Genomic DNA, 15,664 nt, shown 5'->3' with positions numbered 1-15,664 from the left:
ACCTGGAACCGCATGGACGTCAACCTGGGAATGCCGGCCGCCCCGCCGCCGGTGCTCCGGCCCCGCCGACCCAGCCGAAAGATCAAGGTCGGCAAGGTCGAGGTCGGCGGAGACGCCCCGATCTCGGTGCAGTCCATGACGACGACGCCGACGGTCGACGTCAACGCGACCCTCCAGCAGATCGCCGAGCTCACCGCTGCCGGCTGCGACATCGTGCGTGTGGCGTGCCCGAGCCAGGACGACGCCGAGGCGCTGCCCGACATCGCGCGCAAGTCGCAGATCCCCGTGATCGCCGACATCCACTTCCAGCCGAAGTACGTCTTCTCCGCGATCGAGGCCGGCTGCGCCGCGGTGCGCGTCAACCCGGGCAACATCCGCAAGTTCGACGACCAGGTCAAGCAGATCGCGCAGGCCGCGAAGGACCACGGCACGTCGATCCGGATCGGCGTCAACGCGGGCTCGCTCGACAAGCGGCTGCTGGAGAAGTACGGCAAGCCGACCCCGGAGGCGCTCGTCGAGTCGGCCGTGTGGGAGGCGTCGCTGTTCGAGGAGCACGACTTCCACGACTTCAAGATCTCGGTGAAGCACAACGACCCGGTCGTGATGGTGCGGGCGTACGAGCTGCTCGCCGAGAAGGGCGACTGGCCGCTGCACCTCGGCGTCACCGAGGCGGGGCCGGCGTTCCAGGGCACGATCAAGTCCGCGACCGCGTTCGGTGCGCTGCTGAGCCAAGGGATCGGTGACACGATCCGCGTCTCGCTGTCGGCGCCGCCGGTCGAGGAGGTCAAGGTCGGCATCCAGATCCTCCAGGCGCTCAACCTGCGTCCCCGCAAGCTCGAGATCGTGTCGTGCCCGTCGTGCGGCCGCGCCCAGGTGGACGTCTACACGCTGGCCGAGGAGGTCACCGCCGGCCTCGAGGGCATGGAGGTGCCGCTGCGCGTCGCCGTCATGGGCTGCGTCGTGAACGGTCCGGGCGAGGCGCGCGAGGCCGACCTCGGGGTCGCCTCCGGCAACGGGAAGGGCCAGATCTTCGTCAAGGGCGAGGTCATCAAGACCGTGCCGGAGTCGAAGATCGTCGAGACGCTCATCGAAGAGGCGATGCGGATCGCCGAGGAGATGGAGCCGGTCGAGGGCGCGTCGCCCGAGGTCGCCGTCTCCTAGGCTTCGGTGCCCGCCCCGGCGAGCTCGGCGACAATGTCGAGGTGCCCGGCGTGGCGCGCATACTCCTGGACCAGGTGCAGCAGGATCCATGCAAGGTTCGGAGGGTCCTCCGAGAACCGTCCACCGAGCTGCGCGACGTCTTCCAACGAGGCATCCGACGTGATCTCACGGGATCGGGCGGTCCGTGCGACGAAGCGGCGACGCAGCTCCTCGTACGACGTGTCGTCTGCTACCGACCATCCGCCCTCCGGCGTGGCGTCGCCCCACGGGTCGGCGACCTGCTCGGCGAGGAACCCCCACTCCAGCCAGCGGCGTTCGACGTGCGTGAGGTGGGTGAGCAGCCCGATCGGCGTCCACCCCGACGGGACTCGCGTACGCCGCCGCTCGTCGTCGCTCATCGCGTCGAGCGTGAGCAGCACGGCGTCGCGCAGATGGTCGAGCTGCCCTTCCAGGAGCCGGAGGGGGTCACGCAGGGCCTGCGGAGGCTCGCCGAGCGGTGTGTCAGGCATCTCCAGACCGTACGTCGTCCGCGGACCATGGCCCGTGCGTGGGTAGCCGGATAGGCTCACCACACGGACCGGCGGGAGGAGGACGCATGCTGAGCACCACGACGGGTGTTCGCGTGCTGTACGAGGACGATCTCCCGCTCCTGCAGACGCTCATCGACCGTGACCCGATAGTCAACCTGTTCGTCGACCACCGCGCGACGACGACACGTCTCCAGGCGCGTTGGCTGGGCGGTGAGGTCTGGGGCTATTTCGAGGACGGCACGCTCGTCTCCGCCTGCCACGTCGGCGCCAACCTCGTCCCGGTGGAGGCGACCGGCCGCGCGGTCGACGCGTTCGCCTACCGAGCCGAGAGCCACGGCCGACTGTCGTCGTCGATCGTCGGTCCCCGTGACGCCGTCGTCCGGCTGTGGGACCACCTCGCACCCGAGTGGGGGCCGGCGCGCTCCCTGCGGCTCGATCAGCCGTTCCTGGAGATCGCCGGGCCACCGGCGGTGACGCCTGACCCGCGGCTGCGCCCGGTGCTCATCGACGAGATCGACCTCCTTTATCCGGCGAGCGTCGCGATGTTCACCGAGGAGGTCGGCGAGAGCCCCGAGCTGCCCGGACGCAACAGCTACCGCGCGCGCGTCACGCAGCTGGTCAGCCGCGGCTGGGCGTACGCGATCATCGAGGACGGCGAGGTGCTCTTCAAGGCCGAGGTGGGGTCGGCGACCGCACGCGGCTGCCAGGTCCAAGGGGTGTACGTGTCGCCCGAGCACCGCGGCAAGGGGCTCGGTACGGCAGGGATGGCCGCTGTCGTCGAGCGCGCGCAGCGTGAGGTCGCGCCGGTCGTGTCGTTGTACGTGAACGACTACAACATCCCCGCACGGCGGGTGTACGAGCGCGTCGGCTTCGTCCAGACCACGACCTTCGCGTCGGTGCTGTTCTGATGCGCGCCGGACGTACGGCGGTGACGCTCGCGATCGCCGTCCTGCTCACGCTCGGCCTCGTCGCCGCACCCGCGCAGGCGGCAGTACGCGACGTGCCCGACGCCCGCGGCGACGCGCTCAGCGCCCTCGACATCTCGTCCCTTCGCGTGCGCAACGCCGAGCACCGGGTCACGGTCGCGCTGCGCATCCCGCGGCTCGAGCGTCGGCGGTTGGGCGGGTTCACGGTCTTCGTGGGCCGCAAGGTCGCGGGGCGCCCCGAGTACGCAGCGTCCAAGGTGCGGCGTGGCTCCGGCTGGGACACGACGTGGCAGCGTCTCGACGACGAGCGGCGGAGCTGCAAGGGCTTGCGGATGCAGGTCAAGCCGCGTCGCGTCGTCGTCTCGATCCCTCAACGGTGCCTCGACGCCAACCGCTCCGCCGTGCGCGTGCAGGTCGCGGTGTTCACCCGCGCCTACCTTCGCGGCGACGTCCCCGACGAGGTGCTGCTCGACCCGTCCCCGGGTCCGACGCTGCCGATCGACGGGGTGCCGAAGGTCCGCGGCACGAAGATGACGCGCTGGGTCGCCTACCGCTGACAGTGACGGCCTCGTACGGGGCCTACTCACCCGAGATCTCGATCGCGTCACAGCGAGCAGACAGCCGTTCTGCCTGACCCTGTGGCGGGCTACGCTGCGGCCACCATCAACGCAGGAGCACCCCATGATCCGTACCCTCCGGGCCCTCGCTGCCGCCGGCGCCGCCGCAGCCCTCGTCGTCACCGCGACCGCCTCGCCCGCCGCTGCGAAGACCCGCAGCTTCACCGACAACAAGGACGACGCGACCTCTGCCCTCGACATCACCAAGGTGAAGGTCACCAACAAGAAGAGCGCCGTCGTCGTGCGCCTGTCGGTGCCGGGGCTTCGCAAGTCGAAGGTGGGCGGCGTCATGGTCGGCGTCCGCACCAAGGCCAAGGGCCGCCCCGAGTTCGTGTCGATGAAGATGCGCATGGAGGGTGCCGGCTGGATGCCGCTCATGCTCATGGACGAGGACTCCGAGGAGCTCGCCGTCGCGTGCAAGGGCGATCGTGTCCGCTTCAACAAGAAGTCGATCACCGTCCGCCTCCCGCAGCGCTGCCTGGGCGCCAACACGAAGGCCGTGAAGGTCGTTGCCGCCGTCTTCGGGCGCGACGACGAGATCCTCCTCGAGGAGGAGCCCGAGGAGGGTCCGGAGGCGCAGATCGACGTCTACCCGAGCCTGACCTCCGAGCGCATGTCGCCCTGGGTGCGCTACCGATGAGGCGCACTCTCCGTACGCTCGCGGTCGGTGCGGCGGTGTCGACGCTCGTCGTCGGCGCGGCCGCCTCACCGGCGGTGGCGAAGACACGCTCCTTCAAGGACGCGCGGGGCGACGCGACGGCCGCGGTCGATATGACCAAGATCAAGGTCGCCAACAAGAAGCGCGCTCTTGTCGTCCGCATCACCGTCCCCGAGCTCAAGAAGTCCGAGCTGGAGGCAGTCACCGTCACGATCGTGACGAAGGCCCGCGCTCGCCCGCTGTTCATCTCCAGCAAGGCGCGCTATCCCGACGGCCCATGGTCGTCGTTGGCCCTCATCAGCTTCCAGGACGAGTCGACCGTACGGTGCCGCGGTGACCGCATCCGTTTCGGTGCGCGCGCGATCACCGTGCGCATCCCGCAGCGCTGCCTCGACCGCAACCGCAAGCCCGTGCGCGTCAGTGTCTCGCTGGTCTCACGCCAGAACGACGGTGTCAGCTCGCCCCAGCCCGGGCCCGACACCTATGCCGACGGCTACCCGTCGCTCGTTTCGCCCAAGCAGCCGCCCTGGGTCCGCTACCGGTGAGCCGCGGGATGCGTGTGCTCGCGGTCGGGATGGCTGCATCGGCGCTCGTCGTCGGTGCAGCCGCCTCACCGGCGGCAGCCAAGACGCGCGGCTTCTCCGACACACGTGGTGACGCGACCTCTGCCCTCGACATCACGAAGGTGAAGGTCGCCAACAAGAAGCACGCGGTCGTCGTCCGGCTGTCGGTGCCAGGCCTGAAGAACTCACAGCTCGGCCTGGTCTCGGTCACCGTCAAGCCCCGGCACCGCCCGATGTTCGCGGTGACCAGGGCCCGCTTCGACGGCCGGTGGCACCGCGCCTCCCTCGTACGCCGCGATGTCGGCGCCGTGGTCCGGTGCAGGGGGGACCAGGTCGCTTTCGGAAGGCGGTCGATCACGGTCCGCATCCCGCACCGTTGCCTCGGCGGCTCCAACACGGCGGTCCGCGTCCGGGCCGAAGTCGTGGAGCGCGAGGACGAGCTGACACGCGGCCCGGCGCCCGCCTCGGCGGCCGTGTTGGGCGGGTCCGACACCTTCCCCGACGCCCGCCACGGGTTGTCCGCGTGGGTCCGCCGCGGCTGATCCGTCTCGTGCCCGGTCGCTAGGCTGGGCACCGCACACCCACCCCGAACCAGGAGTACGCCCGTGGTCACCCGCATGTCTCGTCTCTTCCTCCGTACCCTTCGCGAGGACCCGGCGGACGCGGAGGTCCCGTCGCACCGTCTCCTGGTTCGAGCGGGGTACGTGCGTCGCGCGGCTCCCGGCATCTATTCGTGGCTCCCGCTCGGTCTGCGGGTGCTGCGCAAGGTCGAGGGGATCGTCCGCGAGGAGATGAACCGCATCGGCGCCCAGGAGGTGTCGTTCCCCGCGCTGCTCCCCAGGGAGCCGTACGAGGCGACGGGGCGCTGGCAGGAGTACGGACCGAACCTGTTCCGCCTCAAGGACCGGCGCGACGTCGACATGCTGCTCGGCCCCACCCATGAGGAGATGTTCACGCTCCTCGTGAAGGACCTCTACTCGTCCTACAAGGACCTGCCGCTCGCGCTCTACCAGATCCAGACGAAGTACCGCGACGAGGCGCGACCCCGCGCGGGCCTGCTGCGCGGGCGCGAGTTCATCATGAAGGACTCCTACTCCTTCGACGTCGACGACGACGGCCTCAAGCGTGCGTACGAAGAGCACCGCGAGGCCTACATCCGGATCTTCGACCGGCTCGGTCTCGACTACGTCATCGTCCAGGCCGTCTCCGGAGCGATGGGCGGCTCGGCGAGCGAGGAGTTCCTCGCGACCGCCGTCAACGGCGAGGACACCTACGTCCGCTCGCCGGGGGGATACGCGGCGAACGTCGAGGCGGTGACCACCGTTGCGCCGGAGCCGCTGAGCGACGAGCAGATCGCGTCGCTCCCCGCGGCCCACGTCGAGGACACCCCGGACACGCCCACGATCGAGACCCTGGTGGCGCTGGCGAACGCGCGCTTCCCGCGCGACGACCGTCCTTGGACCGCGGCCGACACCCTCAAGAACGTCGTCCTCTGGGTCCGCCAGCCCGACGGTTCCCGCGAGGTCCTCGTCGTCGGGCTCCCCGGCGACCGCGAGGTCGACCTCAAGCGGCTCGAGGCCCAGGTCGCCCCGGGTGAGATCGACGCGTTCGAGGACGGCGACTTCGCCAAGCAGCCCGCACTGGTCCGCGGCTACATCGGCCCGCAGACGCTCGGGGAGGAGTCCGACTCCGGCATCCGCTATCTCGTCGACCCTCGCGTCGCGCGCGGCACGGCGTGGCTGACCGGCGCCGACGAGCCCGGCAAGCACGTCTTCGACCTCGTGTGCGGACGAGACTTCACGCCCGACGGCACGATCGAGGCCGCCGAGGTCCGCCCCGGCGATCCCGCTCCGGACGGCTCGGGTCCGCTCGAGCTCGCGCGCGGCATCGAGATGGGCCACATCTTCCAGCTCGGCCGCAAGTATGCCGACGCGCTCGGGCTGAAGGTGCTCGACGAGAACGGCAAGCTCGTCACGGTCACCATGGGCTCGTACGGCATCGGCGTCTCGCGCGCGGTCGCGGCCATCATCGAGAACAGCCATGACGAGTCCGGCATCGTGTGGCCCGCCGAGGTCGCCCCGTACGACGTGCACGTCGTCGCCACCGGCAAGGACACCGAGGTCTTCGACACCGCGGCGCGTCTTGCCGGGGAGCTTGAGGCCGCTGGGGTCGAGGTGCTGTACGACGACCGTCCCAAGGTCTCGCCCGGCGTGAAGTTCAAGGATGCCGAGCTCATCGGTGTCCCGACGATCGTCGTGGTCGGCCGTGGGCTCGCCGAGGGTGTCGTCGAGGTCAAGGACCGCAAGACCGGCGTCCGCGAGAATGTCCCGCTGGACCTCGTCGTCGAGCAGCTCGCCTCGCGCTGACGCCTGTCGTGGGCACTGTGCGGTCCATCGGTGCCACATCCTGGCACTGATGGACCGCGCTCCTGCGCCCTTGCCTCAGAAGTCGATGAGGGGGTTGACACGCTCGAGCACGAGCATGTCGGCGAACGTGCCGTTGCGCCGCACCTGACCGGCCCGCTCGGTCCCCGACATCTCGAACCCGCATGCTCTCGCCACCGCGAGCGAGTCGCGGTTGAGCTCGTCGACGCGCACGTACGCCCGAAGCGCTCCCATCCCGCCCATGTCGCGCGGCGTGAACGCGTGCGCGACGAGGGTCTCGGTCGCCGCCTGCGCATACCCGTGCCCTCGGGCGTCCGGGTGCAGCCAGTAGCCGATCTCGACGCTCGTGTCGGTACGGCGCGGGATGCCCACCGCTCCGAGCAGGAGGTCGGTCCGCGGGTCGGCGACCGCCCACGAGAAGGACGAACCGGTCGCCGCCGCGTCGGTCACCAGCGCGCGGAACGCCGCGGCGTCCTCGAGCCGGTACGGGGTGGGGAACGTCGGCATCCAGCGCTGGACGGCCGGGTCGTTGCCGCCTTCGACGATCCGTGCGTCGTCGTCCGCGCGCAGCGGTCGTACGACCACGTCCTCACCCTCCAGCGTCGGCAGCGACCACCAGTGGCCGAGCGGTGCCCGCTCGTCGTCGCGGTGCAGCGTCGCCACCCAGGCGTCCTGGTAGCCGCCGTGCTCCGCGAGCCAGCGGTGCACCGTGCCGCCGAAGGTGAACCCGCAGCGCCACGCGAGCTTGCGCGACCCCCAGTTGCCGCGTACCGCCCACCAGATGACCGTCTGGGTCGCGAGCGTGTCGAACGCGTAGTCGAGGAGCAGGTCGAGCGCCTGGGTCATCACGCCGAGGCCACGTACGGCGGGGTGGGCGACGAAGCCGACGTCAGCCCTGCCGGACCCGAGGTCGCGCAACGAGACGGTGCCTGCGTAGCGCCGGCGCCCGTCGGGGTGGGTGGCCACGACCGCGAACGCCCGCTCGGACCCCGTACGCCATCCCTGCGGGACGGTCGTCGTCAGGAACTCGAGGCCCATCGCCGCGTCGTACCCGCGGGGGATCATCGTCCACGCCACGCTCTGCGGGTCGAGGCACTGCTCGACGAGGGCGTCGAGGTCGTCCTCGCGGTGGGCGCGCAGCTCCACGTCGCCGTCCCGCAGCACGGGGACGTCGTCAGGGAAGGCCGCTGTCGGGAAGGTCATGGACCGCACCTTCGCACACCGGTCCGCGGACGTCTCGTCGGTTTTGCCCGGCTCAGGAGACGCCGGGGAGCGCGCTGGGCTGCCCGCCCCACGCGAGCAGCGTCGTGGCCGACTCCGTGAGCGCGGTGGCCGCGTAGGTGCGTGCCGCGCCCGTCGTCACCCCGACCACCACGAGCCAACTGCGGCACAGCCCGGCCTCGACCGCCTGCGCGACGCGCCGGGCGCCCGCCGCGTTGTCGACCGCGCCGGTCTCGTACGCGGGCTGTGCCTCCACGGGCGTCTGACCGTCGCGGACCAGGCGCGCCATCACGTCGTCGCGGCGCTTGCGGTGCAGGGCGAACGCGGACGCGGCCTGGCGCTGCACGGCAGAGCCCTCCGCGAGCCGACCCGCGATCAGCCCGTACGCGTAGACCGCGGCGTGCTCGCCGGCGAGGGCGTTCTGCCAGGCATCCGTCGGATCGGTCTCGACGCCGGCGCCATGGTCGCCGTCGCGCCTCACGCGGCGCCTCGCTGACGGCGAAGGACCACCACGTCCTGGGCGTAGCCGGCCGCCAGCGCGCCGAGGAGGCGCGCGACCCCGCCGTCGACCGCCGTGCCGCAGTCGCCGCTGCGGGCGGTCTCGGCGGTGCGGGTCTGGGTGATCAGCGCGCTCATCGCGGCCGCCGGACGGGGCGGGACAGCGGGTGAGGTGGGTTCTGGTGCGGTGGCGCCCGGGGATGGCGGGGTGTCGGTCGCAGGGGAGGAGTCGTCGCCGAGGGCCTCGTCGAGTGCAGCGAGGCGCTCCTCGCTGCGTGCGACCAACGCGGCGAGCGACCCGGCGAGCCCTGCGTGGGCCGCCGCGGTCGCGCGGACCGCGGCGAGGAGGGCTTCCTGTTCGTCGCGCGCGGAGACCAGGCGCTCGCGGTCCGGGTGGACCTCGGCGGCGGGATCCTCCGGCTTACGGTCGAGCCACGAGCACCCTGCGACGGCCGACAGCGCCACCGCGCCGGAGCCGAGCAGGAGCGTTCGGCGGCCGACCCCGTGGCGGGGCGCCGCACCGAGAATGGTCACGCCCTCACGCTATCGGAGGCGCCGTGAACACGGTCCTGCGCGACCCGGGTCGGCCGCCGCGTGACGTTCTCGGCGACGCCCTAGACTTGTCCCTGGCTCGGAAGCGCCCCGTGCGTACGACGTACGCGCGGTACAACAGAAAACGGAGGCGTGCCATGGCAACGACACCGGTCCCCGACACCCTCCGGCAGGCGCTGGACGAGGTCGTGACCTCGCGCGGCTTGGACCTCGACGCCGTCGAGCTCACTGGGGGGCGAGTCCTGCGCGTCGTCGTCGACGCCGAGAACGCCCTGAACCTCGACGACATCGCCGAGGTCACCCGGGCCGTCTCGACGGCCCTCGACGACAACAACGACCTGGGGTCGGCTCCGTACACGCTGGAGGTCTCCACGCGTGGCACGAGCCGCCCGCTGACCCTGCCTCGCCACTGGTCGCGCAACGTCGACCGCTGGGTCAAGGTGACGCCTGCAGAGGGCGACGTGTTCGAGGGCCGCATCCTCTCCGCCGACGATGCGGGTGCTGTGATCCGCACCGAGACTGGGGAGCGGGACGTGGCGTACGAGGACGTGAAGAAGGCAAAGATCGAGCCCGAGCTGAAGCGGAAGGACGTCTGATGGACATCGACATGGCGGTGCTGCGCACTCTGGAGCACGAGAAGGACCTGCCTCTCGGCGTCGTCGTGACGGCGATCGAGCAGGCGCTCCTGGTCGCGTACCACCGCACGCCGGGTGCCCGCAGCAACGCGCGGGTCGAGCTCGACCGCCGGTCCGGCCACGTGGTGGTCTGGGCGCGCGACCGGGTGGAGACCGAGGACGGCTTCACCCTCACCGAGGAGTTCGAAGACACCCCCGACGACTTCGGACGGATCGCGGCGACGACTGCCAAGCAGATCATCCTGCAGCGGCTGCGCGACGCCGAGGACGAGCAGCGCTTCGGGGAGTTCGCCGCACGCGAGGGCGACATCGTGTCCGGCGTGATCCAGCAGGGCCGCGAGCCCGGTGACGTCCTCGTCGATCTGGGTCGTGTCGAGGCGCTGCTGCCGGTCGCCGAGCGCGTGCCGGGGGAGTCGTACGAGCACGGCGAGCGGATCAAGGCGCTAGTGACCAGCGTGCGCCGTGGACCGCGTGGTCCGCAGGTCCAGGTCTCGCGCACCCATCCCAACCTCGTCAAGAAGCTGTTCGCCCTCGAGGTCCCCGAGATCGAGGACGGCACTGTCGAGATCGCCGGGATCGCCCGGGAGGCCGGTCACCGGACCAAGATCGCCGTACGCTCGACCGCGCCGGGCGTGAACGCGAAGGGTGCCTCGATCGGTCCGATGGGCCAGCGGGTCCGCAACGTGATGTCCGAGCTGCACGGAGAGAAGATCGACATCGTCGACTTCTCCGAGGAGCCAACCGAGTACATCGCGCACGCGCTCTCGCCGGCGCAGGTGAGCTCGGTCACGGTCGTGGACCCGGACGCCAAGGCGGCCCGGGTGATCGTGCCCGACTTCCAGCTGTCGCTGGCGATCGGCAAGGAGGGGCAGAACGCCCGCCTCGCCGCGCGTCTGACCGGCTGGCGCATCGACATCCGGCCTGACACCGAGGTCGTGCAGGACTCGGCGAGGCGCTGAGAGGTGTCGTCCGCCCTGCTGCGACGGATGTCGAGCAGGGTGGGCGACAGCGCCAGGAGCGACCCGCTAGACTGACAGACGGTGAATCACTCGACTCCAGCCGGTGGCGCGTCACACGACGAGGCTCCGGAGGCTCCGGTACGTGTACGGCCCGTTCGTACGTGCATCGGCTGCCGGGAGCGAGGCGACAAATCCGATCTGGTTCGGGTCGTGGCGATCCACGGCGAGGCGATTACCTTCGTCACGCCTGATCTTCGCGGCGCAGCACCGGGACGTGGGGCGCACCTGCACCTCGACGTCGCGTGCCTCGAACGAGCGACGCAGCGCAAGGCGTTCGCACGGGCCCTCCGCCTGGAGGGGCCGTTGGACATCGGACCGCTCGACGCCTACGTACGAGGATCGACCAGGCAGACGCAGCCGGCACCGTCAACAGGCGGTGCGTAGACAGAAGTGGAGCACACGCTCATGAGCAGTCGATGATTTCCGTTCGATGAGCATGCACATCAACTAGCGGTCTGCGCCCTTTCAGGGGCTCGGATCGCCCCTGAAGAGGAGAACAGTGGCCAAGGTCCGAGTCCACGAACTCGCCAAGGAGTTCGGCGTCACCAGCAAGGACGTGCTGTCAGCGCTGAACGACATGGGCGAGTACGTACGTTCCGCGTCGTCCACGATCGAGGCGCCGGTCATCCGCCGGCTCACCGAGAAGTACGGCGACCAGTTCCGCGCCCAGGGCGCGAAGAAGACGTCGAGGAAGCCCGCGGGGGCTGCACAGTCTGCCGCGCCCGCTGACGCCGCGCCCGCTGAGGGCACAGCGACGGCAACCCCGACCCCGGGTGCGCCGATGCCCGGGCCCCGCAAGAAGCCGGCGCCCCCCAAGGCAGAGCCCGTCCCCGAGCCGGAGCCCGCTCCGGAGCCGGTGGCGGCAGCGCCGGAGGCACCCGTGGCGGAGTCCGCACCGCAGGCCCCGCCCACGGAGGCGCCTGCGCCGAAGCCGTCCGGACCCCGTCCGGCACCACGCCCCGCGCCTCGCCCCGAGACGCCCGCCGCACGCTCGGACGCTCCGCGTCCGGGTGCGTCGGGTCCGCGTCCGGGTGGGGCGGGCCGTCCCGGCCCGCGTCCAGGCGGCGCCGGCGGCGGTCGCCCCGGTGGTGGCCCTCGCCCGGGCAACAACCCGTTCTCGTCGACCCAAGGCATGCAGCGCCCGGGTCGCGGTGGCGACGGTGCCCCTCGCGACGGTGGCGCCCGTGACGGCGGCACCCGTGAGGGTGCTCCGCGCGACGGCCAGCGCGAGGGCGCTCCTCGTCCCGGCATGCCGCCGCGTCCGCCTGCCTCTCGTGAGGGTGGCGCACCCGCGCCCCGTCCGGGCATGCCGCGCCCCAACCCGGCGATGATGCCCAAGCAGAGCTCCATCGGTCCCGCACGCGGCGGTCCCGGTGGTGGCGGTCGTGGTCGCGGTGGCGCCCCGGCAGGTGCCGGTCGTCCCGGTGGCGGCGGTGGCCGTCCCGGCGGTGGCGGTGCAGGTGCCGGTGCCGGTGGCGGCGGTCCTCGTCCCGGTGGTTTCGCTGGCGGCGGTGGCCGTCCCGGTCCGGGTCGCGGTGGCCGCGGTGGCACGCAGGGCGCGTTCGGTCGCCCGGGCGGTCCCGCTCGCCGCGGACGCAAGAGCAAGCGCGCGAAGCGTCAAGAGTTCGACCAGATGCAGGCACCGGCCGTCGGTGGCGTCCGCGTCCGCAAGGGCGACGGTCAGGCCATCCGCCTGCCGCGTGGTGCGTCGCTGACCGACTTCGCCGAGAAGATCGGCGTCGACGCGGCCTCGCTCGTCCAGGTGCTGTTCGCGCTGGGCGAGATGGTGACCGCGACGCAGTCGGTCAACGACGAGGTCCTGCAGATCCTCGGCGACGAGCTCAACTACGACGTCCAGGTCGTCTCGCCCGAAGACGAGGACCGCGAGCTGCTCGAGTCGTTCCAGATCGAGTTCGGCTCGGACGAGGGTGACGAGGATGACCTCGCCGCGCGTCCGCCGGTGGTCACCGTCATGGGTCACGTCGACCACGGCAAGACCAAGCTGCTCGACGCCATCCGTCAGGCCAACGTGGTCGACAAGGAGGCCGGTGGGATCACCCAGCACATCGGTGCCTACCAGGTGGCGACGGACGTCGACGGCACCGAGCGTCGCATCACCTTCATCGACACCCCGGGTCACGAGGCGTTCACCGCCATGCGAGCCCGTGGTGCCCAGGCGACCGACATCGCGGTGCTGGTGGTCGCGGCCGACGACGGCGTGATGCCGCAGACGGTCGAGGCGCTCAACCACGCCAAGGCGGCCAACGTGCCGATCGTGGTCGCGGTCAACAAGATCGACAAGCCCGACGCGGACCCGACCAAGGTGCGCGGCCAGCTCACCGAGTACGGACTCGTGCCCGAGGAGTACGGCGGCGACACGATGTTCGTCGACGTCTCGGCCAAGTCGCAGCTCAACATCGGCGGGCTCCTCGAGTCCATCGTGCTGACCGCCGACGCCTCGCTCGACCTGCGGGCCAACCCGCACCAGGCGGCGGAGGGCATCGCGATCGAGGCACACCTCGACCGTGGACGCGGTCCGGTCGCCACGGTGCTGGTCCAGCGCGGCACGCTCAAGGTCGGCGACTCGATGGTCGCGGGTCCTGCCCACGGCCGCGTGCGCGCCATGCTCGACGAGCACGGCGACAACGTCGACCAGGCTGACCCCTCCCGTCCCGTCCTCGTGCTCGGCCTCACGGCCGTGCCGGGCGCCGGTGACAACTTCATGGTCGTCCCCGACGACCGGATGGCCCGGCAGATCGCCGAGAAGCGCGAGGCGCGCGAGCGCAACGCCGCTCTCGCGCAGCGTGCCGGCCGCCGGACGCTCGAGGACTTCATGCAGCACATGGAGAAGGGCGAGACCGACGAGCTGCTCCTCATCCTCAAGGGTGACGGTTCAGGTTCGGTCGAGGCGCTCGAGGACGCACTCAGCAAGATCGACGTCGGCGAAGACGTCGCGCTGCGGGTCATCGACCGCGGTGTCGGTGCGATCACCGAGACCAACGTCATGCTCGCTGCCGCGTCGAACGCCGTCATCATCGGCTTCAACGTCCGTCCGCAGGGCAAGGCCACCGAGGTCGCTGACCGCGAGGGTGTCGAGATCCGCTACTACTCGGTCATCTACCAGGCGATCGAGGAGATCGAGGCTGCCCTCAAGGGCATGCTCAAGCCGGAGTTCGAGGAGGCCCAGCTGGGCCGTGCGGAGATCCGCGAGATCTTCCGCTCCTCCAAGATCGGCAACATCGCAGGCTGCATGGTCATCTCCGGGTCGATCAAGCGGAACTCCAAGGCGCGTTTGCTGCGTGACGGCGCGGTCGTCGCGGACAACCTCGACCTCGCGAGCCTGCGGCGTGAGAGGGATGACGTCACCGAGGTCCGCGAGGGCTTCGAATGCGGTCTGACGCTCAAGGGATTCAACGACATCAAGATCGGCGACATCGTCGAGACGTTCGAGATGCGGGAGATTCCGCGGAGCTGAGACCGTACGGTCAACGCTGAGTGAGACGGGGTGCCGCACGCGTGCGGCACCCCGTCTCCACGTAAGAAGGAGTAAGTCGTGGGAAGCATGCGGGTCAACAAGGTGGCCGACCGGATCAAGGTCGTCGTCGCCGAGATGCTCGACCGCCGGATCAAGGACCCCCGGCTGGGGTTCGTCACGGTGACGGACGTTCGGGTCACGGGCGATACCCAGCACGCGACCGTGTTCTACACCGTGATGGGTGACGCGGAGGAGCTCGAGGGCACCGCCGTGGCGCTCGAGAGCGCCAAGGGGCTGATCCGATCCGAGGTCGGCAAGCAGCTCGGCATGCGCCACACGCCGTCGCTGGAGTTCGTCCGTGACGCCGTCCCGGAGAACGCACGCCAGATCGAGGACCTTCTGGGCCGTGCGCGCGAGCGTGACGCCAGGGTCGCGGAGAAGGCCGCGCGTGCGCAGTACGCCGGCGACCCCGACCCGTACAAGGTCAAGGACGCCGACGAGCTCGACGAGTCCGACGACCTCGACGGCAGGGAGTGAGCACCGAGGCGACGCCGAGCGGTCTGGTCGTCGTCGATAAGCCTGCTGGCTGGACGTCGCACGACGTCGTCGGGCGGGTCCGCCGGCTCGCCGGCACCCGCAAGGTCGGCCACGCGGGGACGCTCGATCCGATGGCGACCGGGGTGCTCGTGCTCGGCGTCAACCGGGCGACGCGCCTGCTCGGACACCTCGCCGGCCACGACAAGGACTACGAGGCCACGATCCGGCTGGGCGAGTCGACGACGACCGACGACGCGGACGGCGAGCTCGTGACACGCGTGGACGCGTCCGGGCTGACCCTCGCGCAGGTGTGTGAGGCGGCGCTCGCCCTGACCGGCGACATCGCCCAGGTGCCGTCGTCGGTGTCGGCGATCAAGGTCGACGGCAAGCGGGCATACGCGCGTGTCCGAGCGGGGGAGAAGGTCGAGCTCGCCGCGCGACCGGTCACTGTCTCGCAGTTCGCGCTTGCCGGCCTGCGCCCTGCACCCGAGGGCGCGGTCGACGTCGAGGCCGTCGTGACGTGCTCGAGCGGGACGTACGTGCGGGCGCTCGCGCGCGACCTCGGCGCTGCGCTCGGCGTCGGGGGCCACCTCACGCGGCTGCGTCGTACGCGAGTCGGCGGGGTCTCCCTCGATGTCGCCCGTACGCTCGACGAGCTCGCAGAGGAGTTCACGGTGCTGGGCCTCGACGACGCGGCACGCGCGTCGTTCCCGAGCGTCGACCTCGGTGAGCAGGAGGCAGCGGAGGTGCGCTTCGGGCGACCGCTGCGGGAGTTCACGCTCGGCGCGGACGGCCCGGTCGCGGTTTTCGCACCTGACGGCGCGTTCTTGGCGCTTTACGAGCAGCGCGGCGCCGACGCACGTCCGGTCGCGGTCTTCGTCGGCTGAG

General features: G+C 70.9%; 17 protein-coding genes. 13 read left to right on the top strand and 4 right to left on the bottom strand.

Annotated features, from left to right (window positions below; all coding sequences use genetic code 11):
• Positions 1 to 12 precede the first annotated feature (12 nt).
• Entirely contained in the window at positions 13 to 1,161 is a 1,149-nt protein-coding gene (ispG, locus tag HCT63_RS09490; RefSeq protein WP_167003516.1) for a flavodoxin-dependent (E)-4-hydroxy-3-methylbut-2-enyl-diphosphate synthase, read from the top strand.
• Here ispG and HCT63_RS09485 read toward each other — a convergent pair.
• The gene (locus HCT63_RS09485; RefSeq protein WP_167003514.1) at positions 1,158 to 1,670 is read right to left on the bottom strand and encodes a DinB family protein; all 513 of its coding nucleotides are present in this window, start codon (positions 1,668 to 1,670) and stop codon (positions 1,158 to 1,160) included. The two genes, ispG and HCT63_RS09485, sit on opposite strands and share 4 nt — an antisense overlap.
• An 86-nt stretch (positions 1,671 to 1,756) precedes the next feature.
• On the opposite strand from HCT63_RS09485, the gene HCT63_RS09480 reads away from it, so the two are divergent.
• The 6 genes from HCT63_RS09480 (at position 1,757) to HCT63_RS09455 (ending at position 6,821) form a co-directional block, all read left to right on the top strand.
• A complete protein-coding gene (locus tag HCT63_RS09480; RefSeq protein ID WP_167003512.1) occupies positions 1,757 to 2,599 on the top strand; it encodes a GNAT family N-acetyltransferase in 843 nt (280 codons plus the stop codon).
• Positions 2,599 to 3,174: a hypothetical protein gene (locus HCT63_RS09475; protein WP_167003510.1), complete on the top strand. Its 576-nt coding sequence runs from the start codon at positions 2,599 to 2,601 to the stop codon at positions 3,172 to 3,174. The genes HCT63_RS09480 and HCT63_RS09475 overlap by 1 nt, the downstream gene beginning before the upstream one ends.
• Positions 3,175 to 3,298: 124 nt before the next feature.
• Positions 3,299 to 3,874 carry a hypothetical protein gene (locus tag HCT63_RS09470; RefSeq protein ID WP_167003508.1) on the top strand — a complete coding sequence of 192 codons (576 nt, stop codon included), beginning with the start codon at positions 3,299 to 3,301 and terminating at the stop codon, positions 3,872 to 3,874.
• Positions 3,871 to 4,437 (top strand): hypothetical protein, encoded by a 567-nt coding sequence (locus HCT63_RS09465; protein WP_167003506.1) that lies wholly within the window; start codon positions 3,871 to 3,873, stop codon positions 4,435 to 4,437. The genes HCT63_RS09470 and HCT63_RS09465 overlap by 4 nt, the downstream gene beginning before the upstream one ends.
• 8 nt (positions 4,438 to 4,445) lie before the next feature.
• Positions 4,446 to 4,997, top strand: coding sequence for a hypothetical protein (locus HCT63_RS09460; protein ID WP_167003504.1), 552 nt, complete (start codon positions 4,446 to 4,448; stop codon positions 4,995 to 4,997).
• 63 nt (positions 4,998 to 5,060) lie between these two features.
• On the top strand, positions 5,061 to 6,821 hold the full coding sequence (locus HCT63_RS09455) for a proline--tRNA ligase (protein ID WP_167003502.1): 1,761 nt from the start codon (positions 5,061 to 5,063) through the stop codon (positions 6,819 to 6,821).
• 75 nt (positions 6,822 to 6,896) lie between these two features.
• Here the strand turns inward: HCT63_RS09455 and HCT63_RS09450 are convergent, their stop codons facing one another.
• From HCT63_RS09450 to HCT63_RS09440, 3 genes are read right to left on the bottom strand one after another with little or no spacing between them, the layout of a single operon-like run.
• Positions 6,897 to 8,042 carry a GNAT family N-acetyltransferase gene (locus tag HCT63_RS09450; protein WP_167003500.1) on the bottom strand — a complete coding sequence of 382 codons (1,146 nt, stop codon included), beginning with the start codon at positions 8,040 to 8,042 and terminating at the stop codon, positions 6,897 to 6,899.
• 52 nt (positions 8,043 to 8,094) lie between these two features.
• Positions 8,095 to 8,541 (bottom strand): ferritin-like domain-containing protein, encoded by a 447-nt coding sequence (locus HCT63_RS09445; protein WP_167003498.1) that lies wholly within the window; start codon positions 8,539 to 8,541, stop codon positions 8,095 to 8,097.
• Positions 8,538 to 9,092 (bottom strand): hypothetical protein, encoded by a 555-nt coding sequence (locus HCT63_RS09440; RefSeq protein WP_167003496.1) that lies wholly within the window; start codon positions 9,090 to 9,092, stop codon positions 8,538 to 8,540. Before HCT63_RS09440 ends, HCT63_RS09445 begins: the two co-directional genes overlap by 4 nt.
• Positions 9,093 to 9,247: 155 nt before the next feature.
• Here HCT63_RS09440 and rimP point away from each other — a divergent pair, with 155 nt between their 5' ends.
• From rimP to truB, 6 genes are all read left to right on the top strand, one after another.
• Entirely contained in the window at positions 9,248 to 9,706 is a 459-nt protein-coding gene (gene rimP, locus HCT63_RS09435) for a ribosome maturation factor RimP (protein WP_167003494.1), read from the top strand.
• Complete coding sequence (gene nusA, locus HCT63_RS09430) at positions 9,706 to 10,704, top strand: transcription termination factor NusA (protein WP_167003492.1); 999 nt, start codon at positions 9,706 to 9,708, stop codon at positions 10,702 to 10,704. The genes rimP and nusA overlap by 1 nt, the downstream gene beginning before the upstream one ends.
• 81 nt (positions 10,705 to 10,785) lie before the next feature.
• On the top strand, positions 10,786 to 11,148 hold the full coding sequence (locus HCT63_RS20695; RefSeq protein ID WP_167003490.1) for a YlxR family protein: 363 nt from the start codon (positions 10,786 to 10,788) through the stop codon (positions 11,146 to 11,148).
• A gap of 115 nt (positions 11,149 to 11,263) precedes the next feature.
• Positions 11,264 to 14,239: a translation initiation factor IF-2 gene (gene infB, locus HCT63_RS09420; protein ID WP_167003488.1), complete on the top strand. Its 2,976-nt coding sequence runs from the start codon at positions 11,264 to 11,266 to the stop codon at positions 14,237 to 14,239.
• 87 nt (positions 14,240 to 14,326) lie between these two features.
• Positions 14,327 to 14,776 carry a 30S ribosome-binding factor RbfA gene (gene rbfA, locus HCT63_RS09415; protein WP_167004896.1) on the top strand — a complete coding sequence of 150 codons (450 nt, stop codon included), beginning with the start codon at positions 14,327 to 14,329 and terminating at the stop codon, positions 14,774 to 14,776.
• The gene (gene truB / locus HCT63_RS09410) at positions 14,773 to 15,663 is read left to right on the top strand and encodes a tRNA pseudouridine(55) synthase TruB (RefSeq protein WP_167003486.1); all 891 of its coding nucleotides are present in this window, start codon (positions 14,773 to 14,775) and stop codon (positions 15,661 to 15,663) included. The genes rbfA and truB overlap by 4 nt, the downstream gene beginning before the upstream one ends.
• Position 15,664 lies beyond the last annotated feature (1 nt).

The organism is Mumia sp. ZJ430 (assembly GCF_011751845.1).
Classification (GTDB): Bacteria; Actinomycetota; Actinomycetes; order Propionibacteriales; family Nocardioidaceae; genus Mumia.
This window is presented reverse-complemented; position numbering and strand designations above follow the sequence as displayed.

What these genes read in the sequence shown, in the direction of transcription:
- ispG (WP_167003516.1), top strand. Translation starts at nt 13, where the DNA reads ATGGACGTCAACCTGGGAATGCCGGCCGCCCCGCCGCCGGTGCTCCGG.
- HCT63_RS09485 (WP_167003514.1), bottom strand. Translation starts at nt 1,670, where the DNA reads ATGCCTGACACACCGCTCGGCGAGCCTCCGCAGGCCCTGCGTGACCCC.
- HCT63_RS09480 (WP_167003512.1), top strand. Translation starts at nt 1,757, where the DNA reads ATGCTGAGCACCACGACGGGTGTTCGCGTGCTGTACGAGGACGATCTC.
- HCT63_RS09475 (WP_167003510.1), top strand. Translation starts at nt 2,599, where the DNA reads ATGCGCGCCGGACGTACGGCGGTGACGCTCGCGATCGCCGTCCTGCTC.
- HCT63_RS09470 (WP_167003508.1), top strand. Translation starts at nt 3,299, where the DNA reads ATGATCCGTACCCTCCGGGCCCTCGCTGCCGCCGGCGCCGCCGCAGCC.
- HCT63_RS09465 (WP_167003506.1), top strand. Translation starts at nt 3,871, where the DNA reads ATGAGGCGCACTCTCCGTACGCTCGCGGTCGGTGCGGCGGTGTCGACG.
- HCT63_RS09460 (WP_167003504.1), top strand. Translation starts at nt 4,446, where the DNA reads ATGCGTGTGCTCGCGGTCGGGATGGCTGCATCGGCGCTCGTCGTCGGT.
- HCT63_RS09450 (WP_167003500.1), bottom strand. Translation starts at nt 8,042, where the DNA reads ATGACCTTCCCGACAGCGGCCTTCCCTGACGACGTCCCCGTGCTGCGG.
- rimP (WP_167003494.1), top strand. Translation starts at nt 9,248, where the DNA reads ATGGCAACGACACCGGTCCCCGACACCCTCCGGCAGGCGCTGGACGAG.
- nusA (WP_167003492.1), top strand. Translation starts at nt 9,706, where the DNA reads ATGGACATCGACATGGCGGTGCTGCGCACTCTGGAGCACGAGAAGGAC.
- rbfA (WP_167004896.1), top strand. Translation starts at nt 14,327, where the DNA reads ATGCGGGTCAACAAGGTGGCCGACCGGATCAAGGTCGTCGTCGCCGAG.